Source organism: Pelomonas sp. BJYL3 (genome assembly GCF_027257975.1).
In the GTDB taxonomy this organism is placed as follows: Bacteria; Pseudomonadota; Gammaproteobacteria; order Burkholderiales; family Burkholderiaceae_C; genus Roseateles_B; species Roseateles_B flavus.
The window spans coordinates 104301-128740 of record NZ_JANZKX010000007.1 but is presented as its reverse complement, the minus strand read 5'-3'; the positions used below and the strand labels follow the sequence as shown (position 1 = coordinate 128740).

The following is a 24440-nucleotide window of genomic DNA, read 5'->3' as shown; positions in this document are numbered from 1 at the left end:
AACCCCGTCACTTCGGAGCAAGCACATGAAGCATGTCCTCTTTGCCGCAGCCGTGGCCCTCTCCTTCGCAGGTCTGCAGGGTTGTGCCGTCACCAGCGGTCAAAGCTCCGTCGGCCAGTATGTGGACGACGCCACCATCACCACCCGCGTCAAGGCGCGCATGGCGGAAGACCCGACGGTCGCCGCGATGCGCATCAATGTCGAGACGCTCAAGGGCACGGTCCAGCTTTCGGGCTTCGCCACCAGCCAGACCGAGAAGGACCATGCCGGCACCATCGCCGCGGGCGTGCCTGACGTGAAGGGCGTGCGCAACAACATCGTCGTCAGCGCGCCGCAGAAGTAGGCGCCGGCGGCGAACGGTCTGCAGCAGGAAACCTGGGTGCCCGCGGAACGCCTCGCGTCCTGGATCGTCATGCGCAATGCATGGGCGATCGGGGGGTTGTTCGTCATCGCCCTGCTCTTCCTGCTGCGGGAAGCGCGCTCGCTGCTGGTGCCGGTGGTGATCGCGCTGATGCTGGCCTTTGTGCTGACGCCGGCGGTGCGGCGGCTGCGGCGGCACGGCATTCCCGAGACCCTGGGCGCCGCGCTGCTCGTGGGGGCCCTGCTGGGCACCGGCGGTACGGTGGCGGCGCTGCTGGCCGAGCCCGCGGCCCAGTGGTGGGAGCGCGCCCCCCGCGCACTGGGCAGCGTGCTCTCACGCATCGACCGCTGGCGGGGCGAGTTTCCCGGCCTGCGCAGCGGCAGCGGCCGGGCCCAGGGCGCCGTCGAGGCGACGGACTCCGTCAAGGCCCGGCTGGCCAGCGAGGGCGTCGCGCTCACCGGCTCGCTTCTCACGGAAGGGGTGCGCTTCACGCTCTCGGCGGCGTCGACCGTGATCCTGCTCTACTTCCTCCTGGCCTCCGAGCACTGGCTGCTGTCGCGCTGCATCGAGGTCCTCCCGCCACGTCCCCGCCTGCGAGCCGTGGTGCTGGGCGGGCTGCGCGCCGTGCAGCGGGACCTCTCGCGCTATGTGCTGACCCTCAGCCTGATCAATCTCGGCGTGGGCCTCGCCACCGCCCTGGCCCTGAGCCTGCTGGAGCTGCCCAACCCGGGCCTGTGGGGCGTGGCCGCGGCCCTGCTGAACTTCATCCCCTACATCGGGCCGTGGGTCGCCGCCGCGGCCCTCGCCCTGGCCGGCGCCATGACCGATGCGCAGGGCCTGCAGCTGCTGCTGCCGGCGGCAGCCTTCCTGTCCATCCATGCCATCGAGAGCAATCTGGTCAGCCCCTGGCTGATCGGCAGCCGGTTGGCCATCAATCCGCTCTCGGTGTTCCTGTCGGTGCTGCTGTGGGCTTGGCTGTGGGGCCTGGCAGGCGCCCTGATTGCCGTGCCCCTGCTGATCTGCCTTCGCTGCGTTTGCCGGCGCAACCGTAAACTGCGTGTCATTGCCCTCTACCTCTCTGCCAGCAGCCGGCCTTGCGCGAGCCTGCGCAGCCTGCTGGGACCTGGTCGCTCCTTGCCCAAGGTTCCGGGCTGACGGGGGGCGGTGTCTGCCGTGTTGGATGTCGACCCATGCTGGAACGCGATGAAGTGGAGCCCCCACCTGCCGCCCACGATTCCTCGGGCTGGCAGCGCTTGCGGCATTGGGGCGCCCGGCTGCGCGAGCACGCGCCACGGCTGACCATGTCGGTGCGCACGCGCCTGGTCATGCTGGTGCTTGCGGTGGTGCTGCCCGGCACCCTGGCGGCCCTTTGGGCGGCGTGGCGGGCCGGCGAGGAGCGCCTGGTGCGCCATCTGCGGGACGATGCCCGCGCCCTGTCCATGGTGGTGGACCGCGAGCTGGCCCAGCGCGCGGCCATCGCCCGCGTGCTGGCCCTGGCGCGGACCCTGGACACGCTGCCCGACATCGAGCCCGCCCAGCTTCAGCTGCTGGAAACCCAGGCCCGACGCGCCGTGCAGGGCCTGGACGGCTGGGTGGTGCTGAGCACGCCGGACGAGGTCCTCTTCAGCACCCGCCTTGCGCCCTCGACCGGTGAGGAGCCCCTCTCCTCGCGCCGCCCGCGCGAGCCCGGCGCGCCGCCGCTGGCGAACCGGCCCATGGTCGGCTCGCTGGAACCGGGCCGCCATGGCATCCCGTCTCACGCCTCGCTGGTGCAGCCGGTGGAGCGGCGCGGGCATGTGCTGGCGAACCTGGAGGTCACGATCGTGCCCCTGGAACTGCAGCGCCTGATCAACCATCAGGACCTCCCGCCGGACTGGACCGCTGCCGTGCTGGACGGGCGCGGCCATATCGTGGCCAGTTCCTCGGGCGGCCCCGCCCTCACCGAGCCGGCGGCCTGGCCTGCCCTGAGCGCCCTGATGCAGGCCCATGACGAGGCGCTGCTGCAGGGCCGCAACCCCAACGGGCAGGCGGTGCTGACCTACTTCAGCACCTCCTCGCAGGGCTGGAGCTTCATCATCACCGCCCCACGCGAGCGCCTGGCCGGCGGTCAGCTGCAGTCCCTGCTGCCCGTGCTGCTGGGCGCCATGGTCCTGCTCGCCATGGGCCTGGCCGGCGCGCTGTGGCTCAGCCGGCGCATCGCGCGGCCCCTGGACGATCTGACCTCCATGGCGCAAACCCTGCAGACGGGCGGGCCGTTGCGCCAGCAGCCCACGGGGATCGAGGAATGGGACTACGTCTCGCGCGCCCTGGTCAACGCCAGCGAGGCCATGCGGCGCTCCCGCAGCGAGCTGGAGCAGCGGGTCAACGAGGCCGTGGAGCGCACGCGGGAGACCGAGCAGCTCAGCTCGCGCAGCCAGCGCATCGCCGCCCTGGGGCGGCTGACCGGCGGCGTCGCCCATGACTTCAACAACCTGCTGGGCGTCATCAGCAACAGCGCCCACCTCATCCAGCGTCATGTTCACAACGAGGCGCTGCAGGTACCGCTGAGCGCCATCCGGCGCTCGGTGGAGGTCGGCAGCCGCCTGACCCAGCACCTGCTGCGCTTTGCAGGGCAGCAGGCCGTCCATCCGCAGTCCCTGGACCTGGCCAGCACGCTGAAGGACCTCGAGGCGCTGCTGAGCACCGTGCTGGGCAAGCGCGTCAGCCTGAGCATGGACCTCCAGCCCGGCGTGCGCCTGGTGACGGCAGACCCGGCAGAGCTGGAGCTGGCCCTGATCAACATCGCCCTGAATGCGAGGGACGCCCTCAACGGCGCGGGCAAGGTGCACTTCAGCCTGCGCAATGCCCGCGAGGACGAGCTGGCCGGACTCGCGCCGGGCGCCTATGTGCTGATCAAGGTGGCGGACGACGGCCCGGGCATCCCGCCGGACATCCTGCCCCGCGTCTTCGAGCCCTTCTTCACCAGCAAGCCCGTCGGCCGCGCGACGGGGCTGGGCCTGAGTCAGGTGCTGGGCTTCTGCGTGCAGGCCGGCGGCACGGCGCGCATCCACTGCCCGCCGGAAGGTGGCACCGTCGTCAGCCTGCTGCTGCCGGCCAGCCAGACGCGCGCGCCGGCAGAGGCCGGCGCCGAGGCCGGTGCCACCAGCAGCCTGGCGGGCGCCCGGGTGATGCTGGTCGAGGACAACGAGGAGCTCAGCCGGGTCACGGCCACGCTGCTGCGCTCCTTCTCCTGCCAGGTGCTGTGCGTCTACGACGCCGACGAGGCCCTGCGGCGCTTCGGCACCGGCGCGGGCATCGACGTTGTGCTGTCCGACGTGATGATGCCCGGCCGCATGGACGGCCTCACGCTGGTCAAGGCCCTGCGCGCCATGCGGCCGGAGCTGCCCGCCGTGCTGATCAGCGGCTACAGCGCGACGCCCGTCACCGACGACCCCACGCTGATCGTGCTGCGCAAGCCCTGCTCCCCCGCCCAGCTGCTGGACGCCCTGCGTCGCGCCATCAGCGGGCCCCAGGCCACACGGGACTGAGGGCACCTGAGGGGTGCACGCGGGGACCGGGCACAAGGCTTGCTGCCTCGCTGCGAGCGCCGGCACCCGCCGGCGCCGAGTCACTACTTTCGGAGGCACAGCCATGGAAAAGGACGATGTCGTCGACACGCTCAACAACCTGATCGAGACCTGCAAGGACGGCGAGTACGGCTTCACCGCCAGCGCCGAGCATGTGCGCAGCGCCAGCATCCGCCAGATCTTCGCGGCACGGGCCCTGGAATGCCGAGAAGCCGCCCTGGAGCTTCAGCAGCTGGTGCGCCAGTACGGCGGCAAGGCGGAGGACGAAGGCAGCGTCAGCGGCGCCATGCACCGCGGCTGGGTGAGCGTCAAGGGCACCCTGGCCGGCTACAGCGACGTGGCCATGCTGGAGGAATGCGAACGCGGCGAGGACGCCGCCGTGGCCCGCTACCGCAAGGCCCTGCAGCAGGACCTGCCGGCGGACGTGCTGCTGGTGGTCCAACGCCAGATGAACGGCGTGCAGCGCAACCATGATCAGGTCCGGCGCCTGCGCGACGAAGCCCGCGCCACCGAGCACCGGGCCTGATCTGAGGCCGTGGGCCGCGCGGCGAAGGCCGGAAGGCCTCAGTCGCGCGGCACGACGGTGATGGAGCCGTCGCTCTCCATCCAGGCGCGCGCCACCTCGTTCAGCTGAGTAAGGCCTTCGCGATGCAAGGCCCCCATCAGTTCGTCCCGCGTGATCAGCTCGCGCCGCAGGCTGGCCTGCAGCACCTGGCCGTCCCGCACGAGCAGCGTGGCAGGCGCCTGCAGGAATTTCCGCAGCAAACGGCTGCGGTAGCCCGCCCAATCGATCACCCAGTTCCAGCCCGCGATGGTGCCCACAAGCACCACGCCGTCGCCGATGGAACGGTACTCGCCGGCCATGGCGTTCTGCGAGGCGTCGGCGATCAGCACCACCAGCAGCACATCAGCCAGGCCGATGCTGCCGGCGTCGCGCCGCAGCACGAAGCGGAACATCAGGAAGAGCAGCCAGTACATGACCGTTCCGCGCAGCGCCAGCTCCAGCGGGTGCAGGGAGAAGGCGAGTACGGACGACCAGTCGGGCAAGGGCGGCCAGGGGGGCAAGGCGTTCACCATCCGTTCAAAGGCAAGACCTGACCCTTTGCAGCCGGGGGCGGGGCGGCGCCCGCCCCCGGGCACTCAGTCATGCGAGGGTGCGGCAGGCGGCCGGGAGCCGGCCGGCGCGGCAGCCGCAGGCGTGGGCGTGGCAGCGGCCGGGCCCACCGGCCGGGCGTGGTGGCGCTGGGCCGGTGTCTTCAGCACCCCGCCCAGCAGGGCCAGCATCAGCCCCTCGGCGGCCTCGAGCACGGCGGGCCGCAGCCATTGGTGCACCAGGGGCGTCAGCAGGCTGCGCAGCCAAGGCCCCAGCAGAGCCAGGGCTCCGGCCAGGGCACCGGCACCGGCCGCGCTGGCGCCGTGGTGGGCGTGGGCGTGGGCCTGGCCACGGTGCGCCGATCGAGACGCAGGCGTGGCGCCGCGGTCACCCCGCCGCCACAGCAGGCCCAGCAGGCAGCCAGCCACGCCGCCCAGGGCCAGGGGCCACAGCCAGGCCCGCGGCGCCAGCACTTGGTCCACCGCATGCTCGACCTCGTTCCATGAGCCCAGCAACAGGCGGCGTCTTTGCAGCATGCGCACCTCGATCGCCAGGATCTGCTGTTCCAGATCGGACTCGGCCGAAGGCTTGCGGGGGGGCGAGGACTCGGGGCGTTCAATCATGGCGGCCTTCATCCGGACCCGCGCGGGAGGGGCCCGACGATGTGTCAGAGGCGTCCGGTGCAGCGCCGGAAGCGCCGTGCCGGGCTGCGTAGTCGCGAGCCGCCTGGGCCCGGGCGGCCTCGGCCTGGGACTCCTCGCTGCCCAGACCCATCTGCCGCCGCAGCGCCGGCATCGCGAACATGGGGCGCAGCAGCCGCGCTTGTGACAGGCACATGGCCAGCACGCCGGCGTTGCCCAGCACCACGATGGCGCAGGCCAGGGGCCACATCATGCCGGCGTCCGTCAGCACCACGGCCAGGCCGATCCAGAAGAACAGCCAGGCCGTGAACAGGGCGGCGGCCCCCAGCAGCGACAGCCACAGCAGGCGCTCCAGCAGGCGCAGGCCGCGCTGCAGCTCCAGGGACAGCAGCTCCAGGCCGTCGCCCAGCAGACCCACGAAGCTCAGCACCAGGGTCTGTACCCCGCCCAGCCAGCCGGAGGGCGGGCCGTCGTCGGGCGGGCTGTCGCGGCCCTCGCGAGCCGAGCCGGGCTCCATGCCCGGCGGCATGGGCGGCGCCGTCACCGAGAGAGCCGTGCGATCAGGGCACCGACGGCCAGGGCCGCGACCACGGTGGTCAGGGGATGCTCACGCACGCTGCTGCGCAGGCCCTCGCGCCACTGGCGACCCATGTCGCGCATCTGTTCGGCGCGCTCCTGGAGCATCTCGCCGGCGTTCTCCATCTGGTCCTGCAGCTTCTGGACCGCAGGCGCGGCCTGCTGGGCCAGGCGGTCGACGGTCTGGTGCGCGCCCTGTGCGGTGCGATCCACCAGGTCCGCGGCCTCAGTCCTGGCGCTGCTCACGCCACCGTGCGTTTCATTCATGCCCATCGTGCATTCCTTTCAAAGATCAGGAGAAGGAGGCCGGCGCTCCGGCTCACCCTGCAGAGACCTGCCGGCGTCCTGGGGCAAGCGGCATGCCACCGCTCCGCGCCATCCCCCGGCCAGGCCGCAGGAAATCCTGCTGCAAGGCTTACCCGGGCAGGCGGACAGGCGGTCAGCACGGCCGGCATGCCGCGTGCTCAGGGGCTCGGGGCGGCGTGCAGCAGCCCCTCCCTTCCACCCCGGCCCGCGAGGCCTCCTGCCCGGAACACAGCATGAATCCAGCTTCCTCCGCCACCTCCACTTCCTCCACCCGGTCCGCTGCTGCGGCCACGCCGAAGACCCAGGACCTCTTCCTCAGCCCCGACAGCGAGGCCGGCGAAGCCCCCAGGCCGCTTTCCCTCAAGGGCCGCGTGGTGCTGATCACCGGTGGCGGCCAGGGCCTGGGCGCCGCGCTGAGCCTCGAGCTGGGCCGGCAGGGCGCCCGACTGGTGCTCGCCGACATGGACCTGCAGCGCGCCCAAGCGCAGGCCGCGACACTGGCCCCGCTGGACATCGAGGTGATGCCGCTCGCGCTGGACGTGGCCGACCCGGCCCAGTGCCGCCTGGCCATCGGCCGTGTCGAGCAGCAGTTCGGCCGCCTGGACGCGCTGATCAACAATGCTGCGACCGACGTCACCGCGCCCCTGGCCGAGCTGGAGGTGGAGGACTGGCTGCGCATCCTGCACACCAATCTGTCCGGTCCCTTCGTGCTGAGCAAGTACGCGGCGGACTGCATGGCGCGCCAGGCCGGCGGTGGCGGCCACATCATCAACATTGCCTCGACGGCGTCCAAGCGTGCCTGGCCCAACGCCAGCGCCTACCATGCCAGCAAATGGGGGCTGCTCGGGCTCTCGCACGCCCTGCATGCGGAGCTGCGCGAGCAGGGCATCCGCGTCTGCGCCATTGTGGCGGGCGGCATGCGGACCCCCTTCCTGCTGGACCGCTTCCCCGACCTGGACCCCGAGCGCCTGCAGGACCCGGCCCATGTGGCACGCGCCATCCGCCATGTGCTGGAGCAACCGCGCGGCACCTGCATCGCAGAGCTCACGGTGCTGCCCGAGCGGGAAAGCTCGTGGCCCTGAGCGCGCGCCTGCCGGCCCTGAGGGCCAGGCAGAGCCGCAGGCCCTGGGCGCCCGCGCTGTTCCTGGACAAGGACGGCACCCTGGTCGAGGACGTGCCCTACAACGTCGACCCCGCCCGGCTGCGCTTCATGCCGGGTGCAGGCAGCACCCTGGCGCGCCTGTCCTCGGCGGGCTTCGCGCTCGTGATGATCACCAACCAGAGCGGCATCGGGCGTGGCCTGTTCACGCGGGCCGCCTTCGACCTGCTGGAGCAGGCCCTGCGGCAGCGCCTGCGCGAGTCCGACGGCGTGGAACTCGACGGCGTGCTGCTGTGCCCCCATCTGCCCGACGACGCCGGCGCGCCGGCCTGCCACTGCCGCAAGCCGGCAGCCGGCTTGCTGCTGCAGGCCGCCACCCAGCTCAAGCTGGACCTGACCCGCTCCTGGATGGTGGGCGACACCCTGGACGACGTGGAGGCCGGCCATCGCGCCGGCTGCCGCAGCCTGCTCTTCGACTGCGGCGGCGAGACCGTGTGGCGCATGAGCCCCCTGCGCGAGCCGGATCACCGCGTCAGGCAGTGGTCCGAGCTCGAGGCGCTGCTGCTGGCCCAGGGCGGGCCGCTGCAAGCATCGCCATCAGCCGGGCCTCGGTCTGGCTGAGGCCACGGCGCCGCGGCACCTGCAGCCAGGGCTCGCGCCGCAGTGCCTGGCGCCGGGCCGGATCGGCCAGCTCGGCCGCCAGGGCCTGCACGGCCGGATGCAGGGAGGACGCCCGGCACACCGCGGGTGTGTTGCCCAGGCGCCCTGCCACCTGGCGCACGAGGGCCGGCACGTCCGGGGCCTGGTCCTGCAGCGCCGCGGCCAGCACGAGGTCCAGGGCCAGCACGCTGCCATGCCAGGTCCGGAACACCTTGGCCGTCATGCCAGGGCCCAGCTGTTCGAGCAGCCAGGCGTTGACGTCCGCCGAGCTGACGCGGTGAACGTGCCCGGCTTGGTCCAGGTACTGGAAGAGTTCGTCGCCCGGCAGCTCGCGGCAGTGCCGCACCAGCGCCACACCAGCGCCGCCAGCCCGTCATCGCTGAGGCTCACATGATGAGCCACCCCCGTCTTGCCGATGAAACGCAGGTGCAGCGCCTCCCCCTGCAGCCGCAGGTGCCGGCAGCGCAGGGTGCTGAGGCCGTAGCTGCCGTTCTCGCGGGCATAGCTGTCGTTGCCGATGCGCATCCAGCTGCAGTCCAGCAGCTGCACGAGGGCGGCGAGCACGCGGGCGCGCGTCGGCGTGCTGCCGGTCTCCAGGCTGCGGCGCAGGCGCGTGCGCAGTCGCGGCAGGCCGCGGCCGAAGTCCAGCAGCTGGGCGAACTTGTGCTCGCTGCGCTGCTGCCGCCAGGCCGGGTGGTAGAGGTACTGTTTGCGGCCGCGCGGGTCCCGGCCCGTGGCCTGCAGATGGGCCCGGGGATCGGCCGAGATCCAGACGGACTGCCAGGCCGGCGGAATGGCCAGGGCGCGGATCCGGGCCAGCTCAGGCCCCGCGCGCAGCAGGCGGTCATCCGGCAGACGATAGCGGAACCGGCCTGGCGGGCCCTCGCGTCGCAGGCCGGGGCTGTCGCTGGGGGTCCAGCGCAGGGGCGTGGTCGGGGCCGTGGGGGCCGGTGCGGGGGTGGAGCGCGCCATGCTGTGCGGCGGCAGCCGGCGTGCCGGGCACAGGGTTTGCTGAGCCGCTGCCATGCAAGACCCGACCCTCTCACTTCCCTCGCAGACCGCCCGGGCTCCGGACGCAGCGCCCGGACCTCACGTGCTGGACGCCACGATGTTCTGGAGCAGCAGCCCCACCGGCGGCGTGCGGCGCGTGATCAGTGCCAAGCGTCAGCAGCTGCTGGACGCGGGCTGGCGCCACAGCCTGCTGGTCCCCGAGGGCCAGGGCCCCGGCCTGCTGGCCTGTGGCGGGCTGAGCCTGCCGCGCTCGGGCGGCTACCGCTTCGTCGTGGACCGCCGCCGTGCCGTCGCCCTGATGAAGCAGGCCCAGCCGGACCTCATCGAGGCAGCCGACCCCTACGTGCTGGGCTGGGCCAGCCTGGAGGCCTCGCAGCAGCTGGGCGTGCCGGCCGTGGCCTTCTGCCACAGCCATCTTCCGGCCCTGCTGGAACGATGGGCGGGACAGCTGGGCGGCCGCAGGGCCGGCGCATGGGCGCGTGAACGGGCCCAGCGCTACCTGCTCCGCCTGTACGGCGGCTTCGACCTGGTGCTGGCGCCCAGCCGCTCGCTGGAGCATCAGCTGCGGCTCTGCGGCCTGGACCAGGTGCAGTACCAGCCCCTGGGCGTGGACTGCAGCACCTTCCGGCCGGCCGCGCGCAAGGGCGGTTGGGCGCGCTGGCTCAAGCGCGAGCTGGGCCTGCCGCCCGGCACGCGACTGCTGCTGTACTGCGGGCGATTTGCGCCGGAAAAGCGCCTGCCCCTGCTGGCCCGTGCGGTGCGAGCCCTCGGGCCCGGCCATGTGCTGCTGTGCGTGGGCGCCGGCCCCTGTGCCCCCTCGGGATCGCAAGTCCGCTTGCTGCCGCCGGTGGCGGACCCGTCGGGCCTGGCCCGCATCATGGCCAGCTGTGATGCCTTCGTGCATGCCGGCGATCAGGAGACCTTCGGCCTGGCCGCACTGGAGGCCATGGCCTGCCGCACGCCGGTGGTGCTGAGCAGCCGGGCCGGCCTGGGCGAGCTGGGCGCGGACGTGGCGCTGGCCGTCGACAGCGCCAGCCCCGCCGAATGGGCCGCTGCCATGCGCCAGGCGCTGGACGATCCGGAGGCACTGCGCCTGGACCTCGCGCTGTGCCGGGCCCGCACCCTGGACTGGTCCCGCGTGAGCGGGCTGATGATGCGCCGCTATGCCGCGCTGATGAATCCCGCCGGAGCCTTGCAGCGCGGCCGGCCTCAGGGCCTGCCCTCGGGCCAGTCGGACTCGGTGGCCGCGTATTCCTTCAGGCGGTTGTAGAGCGTCTTCAAGCTGATGCCCAGCACGGCGGCGGTGCGTTCCTTGTGCTGCTTGTAGTGCGCCAGCGTGGCGAGGATGAAGCGCCGCTCGATCTCGGCCATGGAACAGCCGATGGGCACCAGCAGCGCGTCCTGCTCCACGCCGTTGGTGGCGCCGGTCCCGGCCGCCGCCAACCCTGGGGACATGCCCGCTGTCATGCCATCCCCGGCCGCCATGCCCGACGCTGCCACCAGCGGGCCCGTGGCGGCCGTGGCGGCCGTGGCGGCATAGACAGGTGAAGCAAGCCCGGTGCCGAGCGGCACGCCCGGCCCGGTGGCCCCCTCGCCCTCCGACGGTACGGCGCCGAAGGCGCCGAGGGCGCCGAGGGCGCCCTGGGGCGGCGGCTCCTGAACCAGCAGCACGCCAGGCGGAGACTCCACGCTGCCGGGCGCGGCAGGCAGGTCGGGCGCGGGCAGCCACTGGTCGGTGATCAGCTCGCCCGAGGCCATCACATAGGCCCGCTGCACGGCATTGCGCAGCTCGCGCACATTGCCCGGCCAGCGATAGCGGCACAGGCGCTCCATGGCCGCCACGGTGAACTGCTTGTGCTGCCCTTCCTTGGCGCCGATCGCGCTCAGGAAGTGGCGCGCCAGCAGGGGGACGTCGCTCAGGCGGTCGCGCAGGGGCGGGAGCTCGATGGGAAAGACATTGAGCCGGTACAGCAGGTCCTCGCGCAGCTTGCCGGCCTCGACCGCCTGGATCAGCGGCCTGTTGGAGGCGGCGATCACGCGCACATCGGCCTCCATGGTCTGCGTGGAGCCCACGCGCATGTAGCGGCCGGTCTCCAGCACACGCAGCAGCTTGACCTGCAGCTCCAGGGGCATCTCGGTCAGTTCGTCGAGGAAGAGCGTGCCGCCGCTGGCGCGTTCGAAGAAGCCCTGGTGCTGGTGGTCGGCGCCGGTGAAGGCGCCCTTCTCGTGGCCGAAGATCTCGCTCTCGATGAGGTTGGGCGAGATTGCGCCGCAGTTGACCGCCAGGAAGGGCTTCTTGCGCCGCCGGCTGAGGTCATGGACCGTCTGGGCCACCAGCTCCTTGCCGGTGCCGCTCTCGCCCAGGATGAAGACCGACACGCCCGTGCCCGCCACGCGCGAGATCTGCTCGTACACCGGCAGCATGGCCGGCGCGCGCCCCCACAGATGGCCGAAGTTGCCGTCCTCGGCCAGGTGGGCGTTGAGGTCGGCGACCTCGGCCTTCAGCACCGCGGGCCGCGTGACGCGCGAAAGCACGCCCTGCAGATGGCGCAGGTTGATGGGCTTGACGAGGTAGTCCGCGGCGCCCAGGCGCAAGGCCTGGATGGAGGTCTCCAGCGAGGCATGGCCGGTGATCAGCACGACCTCCGAGTTGGCCACCAGCTGGGGGTCGGTGAAGAGGTCCATGCCGTTGCCATCGGGCAGTTCGAGATCCAGCAGGATGAGGTCAGGCTGCTGCAGGGCGATGTGCCGCCGGGCGTCCCTCAGGTTATGGGCAACGGACACCGTGAATTGTTCGGCCGTGATCAGTGCTTGCAGCGATTCGACCGAATCGCCATCGTCATCAACGATCAGCGCATGTGCCACGCCATCTCCCTTCCAGGTCTCATGAGCGCCTTGCTGCCCGCACGGATGCAGGCAGAGAGGCTGCGTGCATCTTGCAACGTTGACGCGTGAAATGTTCAAGACGCGAGCGCTCTTTTTGCATCAGCTTGTGACACTGCCCTTTGTTGCCGCAGGAACGTCCATTGCCCGAGGCCCGCACTGCATGCCAATCGGAGAGTTCCATGTATTCATCGCATTTCAAGGGCCCTGAGTCCCTTCAGTCCAAGGGGTCATGCAGCCGCAGCAACCGCCGCCTGACATGGCTCGGCCTGCTCACGCTGAGCCTCATGGGCGTCTGCTGCGTGCAGCGCACCCATCGGCGTCGCAAGGCCACCCTGCCCTGAGCCTGCGACACCCCGGCGCTGTGCAGGCGCGTGCGCAAACGTTCCATAAGCCAGACGACACGGGCGTTGGCATTCCCTGCGATGCCAGGCAGCATGCGGCACTGAGGGGATCGATGCTTTCCCACACCACCATTGATGTGCTTCAATGGCACGCCCGGCCCGGCTCCCTTCCCCTCAGAATCCGCGGAGCCCGCGCCAGGACAGCCGATTGAGTACCCATAGGGGCAGACACCCATGCCAACTGCAGGGAGCCCGAGTCGCTGGCAGGCGCACGCCCTCGCATTGGCGACGGCCCTTCTTGCCACCCTCTGCGAGCACGCCGTCGTCCAGCAGTCACCCTCCATTGCAAGCACCCCCTGGGCCGCCGTGCCGCTGGCCCTGGTCTGCTGCGTCCTGGCCGGCCCGCTGCCGGGCCTCACCCTGCTGCTGGGCGGGCTGGCGCTGCCCTGGCTGGGTGGCGCCCTGGGCCTGGCCCCTGCGCCGGCCGTGGGGGCGCTGGCGGCGCAGGCCGTGCTGGGCGGGGCGCTGCTGGCGCTCGTGGCGCACCGCCTGCGCCACGTCCAGCAGTCTGTGCTGAAGGCCGAGCAGTCCGAACAGCAGCAGCGCCAGATCGTCGAGAAGGCCGGCCTGGGCCTGTTCGAGCTGGACCTGCAGCACCGCAGCCTCCAGGCCTCGCCCCGCTTCGCGGAGATGCTGCAGCTGCCCTGGTCGCCCGCCCCCCAGGCCCTGGATGCCTGGCTTGCCCTGCTGCCGGGGGTCTCGGCCCGCCGGCTGCGCGAGGTGCTGGACGGCCTGGCCACCGGCCCGAGCCGCTTCTTCCTCCACGAGTTGAACCTCAGCGATGCCGACGGCCTGCCCTACTGGGTCCTGCTGTGCGGCCAGGTCAGCCTGGACATCGAGACCCGCCACACCCGCGTCCAGGGCGCCGGCATCGACATCAGCGCCCGCAAGCGCGCCGAGGTGGACCTGCAGGGCGCCAAGGCGGCGCTGGGCGAGCAGCTGGAGGACCTGCGGCGCCTGCACGAGCTCAGCAGCCGCCTGCTGGCGCCGGGCACCCTTGAGGAGCAGCTGGAGCAGGTGCTGGCCACGGCGCTTGAAATCCACCACAGCAGCGCCGGCCTCATCAGCATGCTGGACGACGGCCGGCCCCGCATCATGGCCCAGCACGGCTTCTCTGACATGCCTGCCGCCGAGCTGGAGCGCCTGGTCAATGGCGGCGGCATCTGCGGCATGGCCATGAAGGAACGGGCCCGCCTCATGGTGCAGGACATGCAGAGCGACCCCCGCTGCCAGCCCATCCGCGCCCTCATGACCGGCCGCCGGCTCCATGCCGCCCATGCCCTGCCGCTGATCAGCGACCAGGGCGAGCTGATGGGCGCCATGAGCCTGTTCCTGCAGGAGGCGCGGCTGCCCAATGCGCGCGAGCGGACCGCCATGGACATGTGCGCCAACAAGGCCGTGCTCTTCATCGAGCGTGCCCGCACCCGCGCGGCGCTGCAGGCCTCGGAGCTCCGCTTCGAGGCCGTGCTGGAGGCCTCGGCCGTGCCCTTCGTCGTGCTGAGCCCGGTGCGCGATGACAGCGGCCAGCTGGAAGACTTCCGCCTGGACTACCTCAACGCCGCCACGGTCCGTGCGCTCAAGGGCCGGCGCGAGCAGCTGGTCGGGCGGCCGGTGCAGGACATCCTGGTGGGTGTCTGGCAGCGCCGCCCCGACCTGCTGGCCCAGTGCCAGCGCGCGCTGCTGCGCAACGAGACCTGCGAGTTCGAGTTCAGCGCACCGGAGGGCGGCCGGGGGCTGGAGCAGCACTTCCACTGCATCGTCTCGCCCATGGGCCACTCGCTGGCGGTGTGGGCGGCCAATGTCAGCGATCGCAGGCGGCACGATCAGCAGCTGCGCGACGCCGACCGCCGCAAGGACGAGTTCATCGCCACCCTGGCGCACGAGCTGCGCAATCTGCTCGCGCCGATACGCCAGGCCGCCCACCTGTCCAGCGCCCCCGAGGCCACGGAGGAGCAGAAGCGCTGGGGCAACGAGCTGATCGACCGCCAGGTGCGCCACATGGCCCTGTTGCTGGACGATCTCCTGGACATCTCCCGCATCGCCCGCGGCGCGCTGCTGCTGCGCCTGGACCGCGCGGAGCTGAGCGGCATCATCAACAATGCGGTCGAGGCGGTGCGCCCCCTCATCGACGCCAAGCAGCACCGCCTGCTGCTGGAGCTGCCCCGCCGCCCGCTGCGCTTCGACGCCGATGCCCTGCGCCTCTCCCAGGTGGTGGCCAACCTGCTCAGCAACGCGGCCAAGTACACCGAGCCCGGCGGCGAGATCCATCTGCGGGCGCGGGCGGGCAAGGGCGAGCTGTGCATCGAGGTCAGCGACAACGGCATCGGCATGCCACCGGCGTCGCTGGGTGACGTCTTCCACATGTACACCCGCCTGGGCAGCGGCGACGAAGGCAAGCCCGGCGGCGGCCTGGGCATCGGGCTGGCGCTGGCACGCGGCCTCGTGGACCTGCACGGCGGCAGCATCACGGCCGCCAGCGACGGCCCCGGTTGCGGCAGCTGCTTCACCGTGCGCATCCCGCTGCTGCATGTCAGCCAGCCGGGTCCGCGCGAGCCGGCTCCGGCCTCGCCGCGGCCGCAGCCGGCCCGTCCCATGCATGTGCTGATCGCCGATGACAACGAGGAAGCGGCGCAGAGCCTCTCCGCGCTGCTGCAGATGCAAGGCCACCGGGTGAGCTGCGCCTACGACGGCGAGCAGGCCGTGGCGGCCTTCCGTGCCGATCCGGCCGACGTCTGCCTGCTGGACATCGGCATGCCCCTGCAGGACGGCAAGGAGGTCGCGCGCGCCATCCGCGCCCTGCCCGGCGGGGAGCACCCGGTGCTGATCGCCATCACCGGCTGGGGCCAGGAGGCCGATCGCCGCGAGGCCATCGCCGCCGGCTTCGACCACCACCTGACCAAGCCGGTGGACCCGGAACATGTGCTGCGCCTGATCTCCACGGCCGCGCAGCAGCCGCGCAGCGCCGAGACCTCGGCGCCCTGAGCCCGCCGTGGCGCTGGGTCGCGGCAATCCTTGCGGCAAGTCCTTCGTTCCGCCCGATGCCCGCTTGCTGCCCAGGACCGGGCACGCCCGCTGCCCTGGCGCATCACTCTTTCAACATGGAGGCACTGCACTGTGCAGAACGCCTGGGACAGCTCGAGCAAATGCCTGGCGCCGGCAGCCCTGCCCGCTCTCATGGCCCGGCTGCCGCGGCCGCTGGTGTTCACCAATGGCGTCTTCGACCTGCTCCATGTCGGTCATGTGGCCTGCCTGGAGCGGGCGCGCCGCCATGGCGCCTGCCTGCTCGTGGCGCTGAACACCGACGCCTCGGCCGGCCGGCTGGGCAAGCCGGGCCGCCGCCCCGTGCTGCCGCTGCCGCAGCGGGCGCGCCTTGTCGCGGCCCTGGGCTGCGTGAGCTGGGTCAGCTGGTTCGACGACAGCGGGCCCGCCGCGCTGCTGGCGCTGCTGAAGCCCGAGGTCTACGTGAAGGGCGGCGACTACCACGCCGAGCGCCTGCCAGAAACCGCCCTCGTCGCCGCCTGGGGCGGGCGGACGGAGATCGAGCCCTATGCCGCCGGGCACTCGACGACGGCGCTGCTGCAGCGCATCCGGGGCAGCGCCTCCGAAGGCCGGCGGGAGGCGAGCCGATGAAGCCGCCCGAAGTGCTGATCGTGGGCGACTGCATGCTGGACGTCTACCTGGAAGGCGCCGTGCAGCGCATCTCGCCCGAGGCGCCGGTGCCGGTGCTGCGCATGCAGCGCCGCGACCCGCGGGCGGGCGGCGCCTCCAATGTCGCGCTGAACCTGGCGAGCCTGGGCTGCCCCTGCCGCCTGGCCGGCTCGGTGGGCGAGGACGCCGCGGGTCTGTGCCTGGAACGCCTGCTGGACCATCCCCATATCGAGCGCCACTGGGTGCGCAGCCACCTCTTCCCGACGACGCAGAAGATTCGCATGGTCAGCCAGCGCCAGCAGCTGCTGCGCATGGACATCGAACAGCCCCTGCCGGCCGAGGTGGCCGAGGCCCTCATGTCCCTGGTCCGGCCGCTGCTGCCGCAGGTGCGCTACCTGCTGCTCTCGGACTACGGCAAAGGTACGCTCAGCGAGAGCGCGCAGCTGCTGATGGACGCGCGCCGGGCGGGCTGCCGCACCCTGGTCGATCCCAAGAACCCGGATCTCGCGGCCTACCGCGGCGCCTGGCTGCTCAAGCCCAACCTGGCCGAGCTGCAGGCGGCGCTGGGCAACTGGACGGACGAGGCCGACCTGGAGGGCAAGCTGCAGGCGCTCATGGCCCGGCTGGATCTGCAGCACCTGCTCGTGACGCGCGGCGCCGGGGGCATGACGCTGTACTCGCGCGGCGGCGCCACCCTGCACGTGCCGGCCGAGGCGCGCGAGGTCTACGACGTCAGCGGCGCGGGCGACACCGCCCTGGCCGCCCTCACCTGCTTCCTGGTGCGCGGCGCCAGCCTGGAACAGGCCGTGCGCGCGGCCAACCGGGCGGCGGGCATCGTGGTGGGCAAGTTCGGCACCGCGCGGCTGAGCCTGGCCGAGATGGGCATCTTCGAGGAAGGTTCCGCATGAAGGCCGCTTCATGCCTGCCCGCCCAGCCCCAGGTCGACGAGCTGGGCCAGCTGTTCCACCGCCTGCTGCAGGAGCACCAGTCGGTCTTCCATGAGCTGCACCGGCAGCAGGTGCTGGTGGGCCAGATCGGCCGGCAGCTTGCCGCCGTGCTGCGCGCCGGCCACACCCTGTTCTTCTTCGGCAACGGCGGATCGGCGGCGGACAGCCAGCACCTGGCCGCCGAACTCAGCGGCCGCTTCCAGCGCGAGCGCCGCCCCCTGGCCGCCATGGCCCTGACCACCGACAGCTCGGTGCTCACCTGCGTGGCCAACGACTACGGCTACGACGAGGTCTTCGCCCGCCAGGTCGCGGCCCTGGGCCGGCCGGGGGACTGCGCCATCGGCATCTCGACGTCAGGCAAGTCCCGCAATGTGCTGCGAGCCCTGGCCGTGGCCCGGGCCGCCGGCCTGCACACCGTGGGTCTCACCGGCCGGGACGGCGGCTACATGCCCAGCTTCTGCGACCAGTGCATCGTGGTGCCGCACGAGGACACGGCGCGCATCCAGGAGGCCCACATCTTCATCGGCCATGCACTGTGTGCCCAGATCGAGCATGGCCTGGGCCTCGCCGCGCCCCAGCCGGCGGCGGGCTGCTGAGCCCTGCCGGGGAAAGGCCGCTCTTGAGCGAATGTCCCCCCGGGCCCCTGCTGCGCTCCTTCTGGATGGGGGGCTACGAGGGCGCCGATCATGTCAACGCCGCCGGCGAGGCCCTGGACATGGTCCGCGCCACCGGCCACCTGGCCCGCCTGGACGAGGACTACCGCCGCGCCGCCCGCCTGGGCCTGCGCACGCTGCGCGAGACCATCGGCTGGCGGCTCAGCGAGGGTGCGGGCGGCGCGCTGGACCTCGGGCGCGCCGTGCAGCTGGCGCAGGCGGCACGCCGCGCCGGCATCCAGCCCCTGTGGACGCTGATGCACTACGGCCTGCCGCCGGACCTCTCCTTCTTCGACGATGCCCTCATCGAGCGCTTCGCGCGCTTCGCCGGCGCGGTGGCGCGCGCGCTGCGGCCGCTGTGCGAGGCCCCGCGCTTCTACACACCCGTCAACGAGATCAGCTTCCTGGCCTGGGCCGCCAGCTGCGGGGGCGTGCTGCAGGCCACCGAGGCCGATGCGCCCCTCGATGCAGCCGGCGAGGCGGCTTCCGGCCTGGCGCTCGAGGGCGTCAGCAGCAGCGAGCGCAGCGGCTACCAGGTCAAGCGGCGGCTGGTGCGCGCGGCGCTGGCGGGCATGGCCGCGATCCGCGCCGAGGATCCGCAGGCACGCTTCCTTCACATCGAGCCCCTGGTCCACGTGGCCGCGCCGCCGGACCGGCCCGAGCTGGACGCCCTGGCGCGGCAGATCCGCGACTACCAATGGCAGGCCCTGGACCTGCTGAGCGGCCGCCTCGAGCCCGGCCTGGGCGGCCACGAGCGCGCGCTGGACTGGCTGGGCTTCAACCACTACCACAGCAGCCAATGGGAGGCCCAGACCGAGAAGCGCCTGGCCTGGCATCTGCGGGATCCGCGGCGCCTGCCGGTCTCCACCCTGCTGCTGGAGGCCTTCCAGCGCTACCGGCGGCCCCTGGTCCTTGCGGAGACCGGCCATGTGGGCATGGGCCGCGCCGCCTGGCTGCACGAGATGGCCGGCGAGGCCCTGCAGGCACGCGCCCTGGGCCTGCCGCTGCAGGGCATCTGCCTCTACCCCCTGCTGGACCGGCCGGACTGGTGCGACACCGGCCGCTGGCACCGCTGCGGCCTGTGGCAGCCGGCGGGCAGCGAGGCCCCAGCGCCCGCTGCCGGCACACGCCCGGACTCGCGCGTCCCCGTGCAGGCCTATGCGCGCGCCCTGCGCGCCTGGCGGGGCCTGCCCGCAGCACCGAAGGCGCCGGGCCGGCGCCTCCTGGTGCTGCTCCCGGTGCGCTGGGAAGGGCTGGACGCGCCGCTTCAGCGGCTGCTGCGCCGCCTGGCCGGCGAGGCCATGCCGGGCGACGCGTGCCCTGCGCCCGAGGCCTGCTTCTCGGTGCTGCTGGTCGAGCCGCCCCGCCCCACGGCCGGCCCACCGCTGCAGCGCCGCCACCGCCTGGGCCCGGCGCTGGAGCTGCTGGTGCTGCACGAGCCGGGCGCTCACGCCGGCTGGGCCACGCCCGGGCAAGACCTGACCCTGCTGCGCGCGGCGGTGGGCCGCGGCCCCGAGGGCGGCACGCTGACCTGGCTGATGCGCTGGCCCCTTTCACAGGTCCGGGCCCAGGTCCGGGCCCCGGCCCACCGCACCCTGCCAGGAGACGCCCTGCTGCTCCAGCCCGACGCGCAAGCCCTGCCCCCGGACCTTAGCGCCTCGGCCCTGCAAGCCGCGCTGCTGCTGTGCGAGGGCCCGCTGCAGGCCGCGCACTGGTCAGCACAGGGCGCAGCGCAGGAGGCCGTCGCACGCGTGCCGGTGCTGCGCCTGCCGCTGGCCCTGCCCGCACGCGCGCTGCGCCCACCGCCCGCCCTCAGCTACGAGGCACAGGAGATCCGGGCCCTGCTGGGGCCGGCCACCGGGCCGCGCCTGCTGGTCATGGCCCGGCCGCAGCAAGCGCCGGATCCTGCATGGCTGGAGGCGCTGGCCCGCCTGCGCCCCGCCTGGCAGTTCCTCATGCTGGGCAGCCAGGCGCCAGCCGAGGGCAGCTGGCCGGCGACCTGCCGGGGCCTGGGCGAGCTCGCGCCCGAACTGCTGCCTGCGCTGCTGCAGGCCGCGGATGCCGGGCTGGTGCTGGCGCCCGTCCACGCAGCCACGGAGCACTTGTGGCCCGAGCTGGCGATCCTGGCCCGCGGCGCCGGCCTGCCGCTGTGCAGCACCCCGCTGGCCGAGATGCGCGCCCTGCCGCCCTGCCCCGGCCTGACCATCGCCGCCACCGCGGAGGCCATGGCGCAGCAGGTGGACGCGCTGCTGGCATGGCCGCGCACCGGCCCGCGCTCAGGACATCGCTCAGGACCTCTCAAACGGCCGCAAGCCGCTCAGGCCGTTCAGGCCGCTCGGGTCGTTCAGGCCGCTCGGGTCGTTCAGGCCGCTCGGGCCGTTCAGGCCGCTCGGGCCGCGCAGGCCGCTCAGGCCGCCGAGGCCCGCCGCACGCGGGCGCTGGAGCGCGCCCTGCGCCAGGCCTTCGCCGGCCTGCTGCCTCCGCCTCCGCCTCCGCCCGCGCTGCAGCCTCAGCCAGCCTCACCTCTGGAGGCAGCGGCCCCCCTCGCCATCGTCGCTGCCGGCCGCTGAGCCAGGGGGAGGCCCAGGCGTTCGCGGAAGTAGCTCACGGTATGAGCCAGGCCTTCGTCCAGACCGACCTCGGGCCACCAGCCCAGTCGCTCACGGGCCAGGCGGATGTCAGGCCGGCGCCGGCGGGGATCGTCCTGCGGCAAGGGCCGGTGCACCAGGGCGGAGGCGCTGCCGGTCACCGCCAGCACGCGCTCGGCCAGCTCCACCATGCGGCATTCACAGGGATTGCCCAGGTTCACCGGCCCGCGCCAGCCGCTCTCCATCAGCGCGCAGAGGCCTCGCACCGTGTCGTCCACATAGCAGAAGCTGCGTGTCTGCTGGCCATCGCCATAGAGCGTCAGCGGCTCGCCGCGCAGCGCCTGCACGATGAAGTTGCTGACCACCCGGCCGTCCCCCGGCCGCAGGCGCGGGCCGTAGGTGTTGAAGAGCCGGGCAATGCAGACCTCGGTGCCGTACTGCTCGGCATAGGCCACCATCAGGGCCTCGGCGCAGCGCTTGCCTTCGTCATAGCAGGCACGCGGGCCGACCGGGTTGACATGCCCCCAGTACGACTCCTGCTGCGGGTGCTCCTGCGCATCGCCGTAGACCTCGCTGGTGGAAGCCTGCAGCAGGCGGGCACCGCTGCGGCGCGCCAGCTCCAGCAGCTGCCAGACGCCCAGCGCGCTGGCCAGCACCGTCTGCACGGGAATGCGCTGGTAGTGTGCGGGGCTGGCCGGGCAGGCCAGGTTGAAGATGCGGCTCACGCCTTCGGCCTGCGGCGGGGGCGGGCTGCAGATGTCGTGGCGCAGGAACTCGAAGCGCGCCGACGCCTGCAGCGCCACCAGATTGCGCAGATCGCCACTGATGAGATTGTCCAGGCCCAGCACGGCGCAGCCGCGCTGCAGCAGACGCTCGCACAGATGGCTGCCCAGGAAGCCCGCGGCGCCGCACACCAGCACGCGCTCGCCGGGCCGCAAGGCAAGGGGCGGCGCCGCGCTCATGCGCAGACCTCTCGGAACAGCTGCTGCCAGTCCGCCACGAAGCGTCCGATGCCGAAGCGCTCACGCGCCATCCGCTGGCCGGCGCGGCCCCAGCGCGCGGCCAGGGCGGGGTCCTCCAGCAGGGCCTGCATGGCCTCGGCCAGGCGCTCGGGGCGGGTGTCGATGAAGCCGTTGTCGCCGCTACGGATGACGGTGGACAGCTCCGTCGTCGCCAGCCCCACCACCGGCATGCCCATCATCAGGGCCTCGATCAGGGCCAGGCCCAGGCTGGTGTAGCGCACGGGATGGAAGAAGAAGCGATGGGCGGCCATCAGCCGTGGCAGCTGCAGCTGGCCGACCTCGCCCAGGCCCCCGGGAAGGGTCTCGCTGCCCATGCCGGCCAGGCTCAGCGGCAGGCGCTGCTGCAGCTGCAGGTAGAGGTCCGAGCCCAGGCGGCGGCCGCGCCGCGCCAGGTGGTTGACGACCACCAGGCCACGCGACCAGCCGCCCTGCCAGGCCTGCTCGTCCAGGGGCCGCACGCCGTGCTCGATCACGCGCACCGGGCAGCGGCCCGGGTCCCACATCAGCGCATTGAAGGGCGTCACGTGGACCAGCACGGTGCCCGGGTCGTCCGCCCAGTGCACGGTGTTGGTGGGATGCTGCTGGGGCGGGTCGTGCTCCAGCACCAGGCGCGGCAGGGACTGCTGGGCGGGGCTGAGCCAGCGCGGGCGGTCCTCGTCCCAGGCCTGGCGGGACTGGTACAGCACGGCATCGAAGCGCATGCCGGGCAAGGCCTCCACCGGTGCGTCGTGCACGTTGTCGCTCCAGGGCAGCTGGCCGCAGCGGCCGCTGCGCTGCGGGCTGCCGGCGGCGTCCTTCAGCAGGTAGAAGTCATGCGGGACCTGGGACAGGTTGTAGAGGTAGTTGCCATGGACGTGCCAGGTGAGGATGCGCAGACGACGCGTCATGTTCGGTTCCTTCCGCAAGGGGGCCGGAGCCGCCGCTGAGCGGCGGCAGCTCGAGCAGGTGCTGCAGCGCCGCCAGCACCTCGTAGACGGTCAGCGCATGGGCGCAGCCATGGCCGGTCGGGCAGTCCTGGTGGGCGCAGGGCCGGCAGGGCGCGGGCTTGCTGAGCACGCGGTTCAGCTGGCGGTCCGGCGGCGCCCAGCGCTGCACATCGCCCCCGCTGGAGACGATGAGGCTGGGCACGCGCAGCGCCGCCGCGATGTGGGACACGCCGGTGTCGTTGGCGATCAGGCAGCGGGCCGAGGCGATCAGCGCACCCAGGGTCCAGAGATTGGTGAGACCGACCAGATTGATGCAGGGCACGCTCATCAGGGCGGCCAGTTGCTGGCCCAGCGCCTGCTCGGCCGGGCCGCCGCTGAGCACGATGCGGTAGCCGGCGTCGTGCAACGCATCCGCCACCGCAGCGAAGCGCTGGGCCGGCCAGCGGCGCGAGGCCAGCTGGGCGCCCGCATGCAGGCAGACATAGGGTGCGCCCTCCTCCAGCGCCGGACACAGCTGCAGCAGGGTCTGGCGGTCCGTGGGCCGCAGCGGGAACTCCAGGGACTCGTCCACGGCCTGCAGCCCCAGGTGCCGGCACAGCGCCAGCAGGCGCTGGCTCTCATGGCCCTGCTCGGGCCAGGCGCAGAAGCGTTCCTCCTGACCCGGCGGCACCCAGGCCCCGGGGCGCTGGAAGCCCGCGCACAGGCGTGCGCCCAGCAGGCCGAGCAGGCCGTTGCTGGACTCGCCGCTGCCGTGCAGCTGCAGGGCCAGGTCGAAGCGCTGGCGCTGCATGTCGGCCAGGAAGGCGGGGACCCGCTCGGCATGCAGCACCTGCTCGCGCAGGCCCGGCCAGCCGGGGAAGCCGATCCAGTGGTCCAGGGCATCGAAGCGGGCCACGAACTCCTGCGCCCAGGGCTGGCCCAGCAGGGAGATGCCGGCCTCGGGAAAGGTGGCGCGCAGCGAGCGCAGGGCCGGGCCGGCACAGATGAGGTCGCCCAGGCCCAGGGCCCGCAACACCACGATGCGCTGCACCGGCCCTGGCAGCAGCAGGGAATGGTTCATAGGAAGAGGACCCGGAAATGCAGAGCGCCGCGCAGGCGCCAGTAGACCGACAGAAAGGGGATCAGCGCCGAGGTCAGCAGCACCTCGCAGACATGCGCCGGATTGCGCGCCGTGGGCCGCAGCCGCCGCCAGGCCAGGGCCAGCACCAGGCCCGCTGCGGCCCCGCCCCCCAGCAGCGCGGCGGTCGGCTGGCCGCTCACGGCCAGGGCCAGGGAAAGCAGGCTCAGCAGCACGATCAGGTAGTAGTCCCAGGGCGGCCGCCGGCGCACCCGCACGCGGTACAGCTGCGGATGCTTGCGGTACAGCAGCGCATCGAAGAAGACATTGCGCTGCTGGCGCAGGGCCACGCCCCAGCGCTCGGGCCGCACCGGGTGCCAGACCAGGGCGGCGTCACAACGGCCCACCGGGCCCAGGGCCTCGAGCCGGAACTGCAGGTCGGAGTCCTCGCGCCAGGGGCGCCGGAAGCGCTCGTCGAAGCCGCCCACCAGGACCAGCGCCGCCCGCCACACAAAGGCATTGGCGGTGACGAACTCGGCGTGCTCCAGGCCCTGGGTCATCAGCTCATGGTCGGTGGGGCGGCGGCCGGGCTCGTAGAGGGCCGGCACCCGCACCTGGCCGGCCAGGGCCAGCCACTGGCTGCGCATGCCCAGCAGGCCCTGCTGAAGCCAGCGGGGATCGGCCACGGTGTCGTCGTCGGTAAAGGCCACCAGGGGCGCCCACGCGGCGCGCCAGCCACAGTTGCGCGCCACGGCCGGCCCACGCCCCCGCTCGGGCCGCAGGTAGCGCAGGGCCGGTGCATCCGGCAGGGCCGCCAGGCGCTCGACGAGCTGCCGGGTGGCCTCCTCATGCCCATCGTCCACCACCACGATCTCGTAGCAGTGGGTGGCCAGGCTCTGGCGCATCAGCGCCTGCAGGCAGCGGTCCAGCAGGACCGGCCGGCGGTAGGTCGGCAGGACCACGGACACCAGCAGCGGCAGCTGGCGCGGCGCCGGCACG

24 protein-coding genes are annotated in these 24440 nt (G+C 72.6%); 13 read left to right on the top strand and 11 right to left on the bottom strand.

Translation table 11 applies throughout. The annotated features are described in order from the left end of the window. Positions 1-25: 25 nt before the first annotated feature. From O9Y01_RS19925 to O9Y01_RS19910, 4 genes are all read left to right on the top strand, one after another. Positions 26-343, top strand: a complete 318-nt coding sequence (locus O9Y01_RS19925) for a BON domain-containing protein (RefSeq protein ID WP_269633373.1) — start codon at positions 26-28, stop codon at positions 341-343. A gap of 36 nt (positions 344-379) precedes the next feature. Next, complete coding sequence (locus O9Y01_RS19920; RefSeq protein WP_269633372.1) at positions 380-1516, top strand: AI-2E family transporter; 1137 nt, start codon at positions 380-382, stop codon at positions 1514-1516. A gap of 35 nt (positions 1517-1551) precedes the next feature. Continuing rightward, on the top strand, positions 1552-3888 hold the full coding sequence (locus O9Y01_RS19915; RefSeq protein ID WP_269633370.1) for a hybrid sensor histidine kinase/response regulator: 2337 nt from the start codon (positions 1552-1554) through the stop codon (positions 3886-3888). A gap of 103 nt (positions 3889-3991) precedes the next feature. Next, positions 3992-4453: a PA2169 family four-helix-bundle protein gene (locus O9Y01_RS19910; RefSeq protein ID WP_269633369.1), complete on the top strand. Its 462-nt coding sequence runs from the start codon at positions 3992-3994 to the stop codon at positions 4451-4453. Between the two features lie 38 nt (positions 4454-4491). On the opposite strand, the gene O9Y01_RS19905 is transcribed toward O9Y01_RS19910, so the two are convergent. From O9Y01_RS19905 to O9Y01_RS19890, 4 genes are all read right to left on the bottom strand, one after another. Then, positions 4492-5001 (bottom strand): DUF421 domain-containing protein, encoded by a 510-nt coding sequence (locus O9Y01_RS19905; RefSeq protein WP_269633368.1) that lies wholly within the window; start codon positions 4999-5001, stop codon positions 4492-4494. A gap of 66 nt (positions 5002-5067) precedes the next feature. Continuing rightward, positions 5068-5643: a hypothetical protein gene (locus O9Y01_RS19900; protein WP_269633367.1), complete on the bottom strand. Its 576-nt coding sequence runs from the start codon at positions 5641-5643 to the stop codon at positions 5068-5070. Next, positions 5636-6190, bottom strand: a complete 555-nt coding sequence (locus O9Y01_RS19895; protein WP_269633366.1) for a hypothetical protein — start codon at positions 6188-6190, stop codon at positions 5636-5638. Before O9Y01_RS19895 ends, O9Y01_RS19900 begins: the two co-directional genes overlap by 8 nt. Before the next feature lie 11 nt (positions 6191-6201). Beyond that, on the bottom strand, positions 6202-6504 hold the full coding sequence (locus O9Y01_RS19890; protein WP_269633365.1) for a DUF883 family protein: 303 nt from the start codon (positions 6502-6504) through the stop codon (positions 6202-6204). A 272-nt stretch (positions 6505-6776) separates the two neighbouring features. Between O9Y01_RS19890 and O9Y01_RS19885 the strand changes: the two genes are divergently transcribed. Further along, positions 6777-7625: an SDR family oxidoreductase gene (locus O9Y01_RS19885; RefSeq protein ID WP_269633364.1), complete on the top strand. Its 849-nt coding sequence runs from the start codon at positions 6777-6779 to the stop codon at positions 7623-7625. Next, positions 7616-8263 (top strand): D-glycero-alpha-D-manno-heptose-1,7-bisphosphate 7-phosphatase, encoded by a 648-nt coding sequence (locus tag O9Y01_RS19880; protein WP_269633363.1) that lies wholly within the window; start codon positions 7616-7618, stop codon positions 8261-8263. Before O9Y01_RS19885 ends, O9Y01_RS19880 begins: the two co-directional genes overlap by 10 nt. Here O9Y01_RS19880 and O9Y01_RS19875 read toward each other — a convergent pair. After that, positions 8175-8603 (bottom strand): hypothetical protein, encoded by a 429-nt coding sequence (locus O9Y01_RS19875; RefSeq protein ID WP_269633601.1) that lies wholly within the window; start codon positions 8601-8603, stop codon positions 8175-8177. The genes O9Y01_RS19880 and O9Y01_RS19875 overlap by 89 nt on opposite strands. Next, on the bottom strand, positions 8522-9274 hold the full coding sequence (locus O9Y01_RS19870) for a hypothetical protein (protein ID WP_269633362.1): 753 nt from the start codon (positions 9272-9274) through the stop codon (positions 8522-8524). Before O9Y01_RS19870 ends, O9Y01_RS19875 begins: the two co-directional genes overlap by 82 nt. Positions 9275-9326: 52 nt before the next feature. On the opposite strand from O9Y01_RS19870, the gene O9Y01_RS19865 reads away from it, so the two are divergent. After that, complete coding sequence (locus tag O9Y01_RS19865; RefSeq protein WP_269633361.1) at positions 9327-10583, top strand: glycosyltransferase; 1257 nt, start codon at positions 9327-9329, stop codon at positions 10581-10583. Here O9Y01_RS19865 and O9Y01_RS19860 read toward each other — a convergent pair. Next, positions 10523-12178 carry a sigma-54-dependent transcriptional regulator gene (locus tag O9Y01_RS19860; RefSeq protein WP_269633359.1) on the bottom strand — a complete coding sequence of 552 codons (1656 nt, stop codon included), beginning with the start codon at positions 12176-12178 and terminating at the stop codon, positions 10523-10525. The two genes, O9Y01_RS19865 and O9Y01_RS19860, sit on opposite strands and share 61 nt — an antisense overlap. Positions 12179-12378: 200 nt before the next feature. On the opposite strand from O9Y01_RS19860, the gene O9Y01_RS19855 reads away from it, so the two are divergent. The 6 genes from O9Y01_RS19855 (at position 12379) to O9Y01_RS19830 (ending at position 20418) form a co-directional block, all read left to right on the top strand. Further along, positions 12379-12540: a hypothetical protein gene (locus O9Y01_RS19855; RefSeq protein ID WP_269633357.1), complete on the top strand. Its 162-nt coding sequence runs from the start codon at positions 12379-12381 to the stop codon at positions 12538-12540. Between the two features lie 234 nt (positions 12541-12774). Next, a complete protein-coding gene (locus tag O9Y01_RS19850) occupies positions 12775-15582 on the top strand; it encodes a hybrid sensor histidine kinase/response regulator (RefSeq protein WP_269633356.1) in 2808 nt (935 codons plus the stop codon). A 192-nt stretch (positions 15583-15774) separates the two neighbouring features. Continuing rightward, positions 15775-16230: an adenylyltransferase/cytidyltransferase family protein gene (locus O9Y01_RS19845; protein WP_269633355.1), complete on the top strand. Its 456-nt coding sequence runs from the start codon at positions 15775-15777 to the stop codon at positions 16228-16230. After that, positions 16227-17156 (top strand): bifunctional heptose 7-phosphate kinase/heptose 1-phosphate adenyltransferase, encoded by a 930-nt coding sequence (locus O9Y01_RS19840; RefSeq protein ID WP_269633354.1) that lies wholly within the window; start codon positions 16227-16229, stop codon positions 17154-17156. The genes O9Y01_RS19845 and O9Y01_RS19840 overlap by 4 nt, the downstream gene beginning before the upstream one ends. Beyond that, positions 17153-17791 (top strand): D-sedoheptulose-7-phosphate isomerase, encoded by a 639-nt coding sequence (locus O9Y01_RS19835; RefSeq protein WP_269633353.1) that lies wholly within the window; start codon positions 17153-17155, stop codon positions 17789-17791. The genes O9Y01_RS19840 and O9Y01_RS19835 overlap by 4 nt, the downstream gene beginning before the upstream one ends. Positions 17792-17814: 23 nt before the next feature. Further along, positions 17815-20418, top strand: coding sequence for a hypothetical protein (locus O9Y01_RS19830; RefSeq protein ID WP_269633352.1), 2604 nt, complete (start codon positions 17815-17817; stop codon positions 20416-20418). Here O9Y01_RS19830 and O9Y01_RS19825 read toward each other — a convergent pair. From O9Y01_RS19825 to O9Y01_RS19810, 4 genes are read right to left on the bottom strand one after another with little or no spacing between them, the layout of a single operon-like run. Continuing rightward, on the bottom strand, positions 20358-21398 hold the full coding sequence (locus tag O9Y01_RS19825) for an NAD-dependent epimerase/dehydratase family protein (protein WP_269633351.1): 1041 nt from the start codon (positions 21396-21398) through the stop codon (positions 20358-20360). The genes O9Y01_RS19830 and O9Y01_RS19825 overlap by 61 nt on opposite strands. After that, complete coding sequence (locus tag O9Y01_RS19820) at positions 21395-22345, bottom strand: glycosyltransferase (RefSeq protein WP_269633350.1); 951 nt, start codon at positions 22343-22345, stop codon at positions 21395-21397. The genes O9Y01_RS19825 and O9Y01_RS19820 overlap by 4 nt, the downstream gene beginning before the upstream one ends. Beyond that, a complete protein-coding gene (locus O9Y01_RS19815; RefSeq protein WP_269633349.1) occupies positions 22269-23444 on the bottom strand; it encodes a glycosyltransferase family 9 protein in 1176 nt (391 codons plus the stop codon). The genes O9Y01_RS19820 and O9Y01_RS19815 overlap by 77 nt, the downstream gene beginning before the upstream one ends. Beyond that, the gene (locus tag O9Y01_RS19810) at positions 23441-24439 is read right to left on the bottom strand and encodes a glycosyltransferase family 2 protein (protein WP_269633600.1); all 999 of its coding nucleotides are present in this window, start codon (positions 24437-24439) and stop codon (positions 23441-23443) included. The genes O9Y01_RS19815 and O9Y01_RS19810 overlap by 4 nt, the downstream gene beginning before the upstream one ends. Position 24440 lies beyond the last annotated feature (1 nt).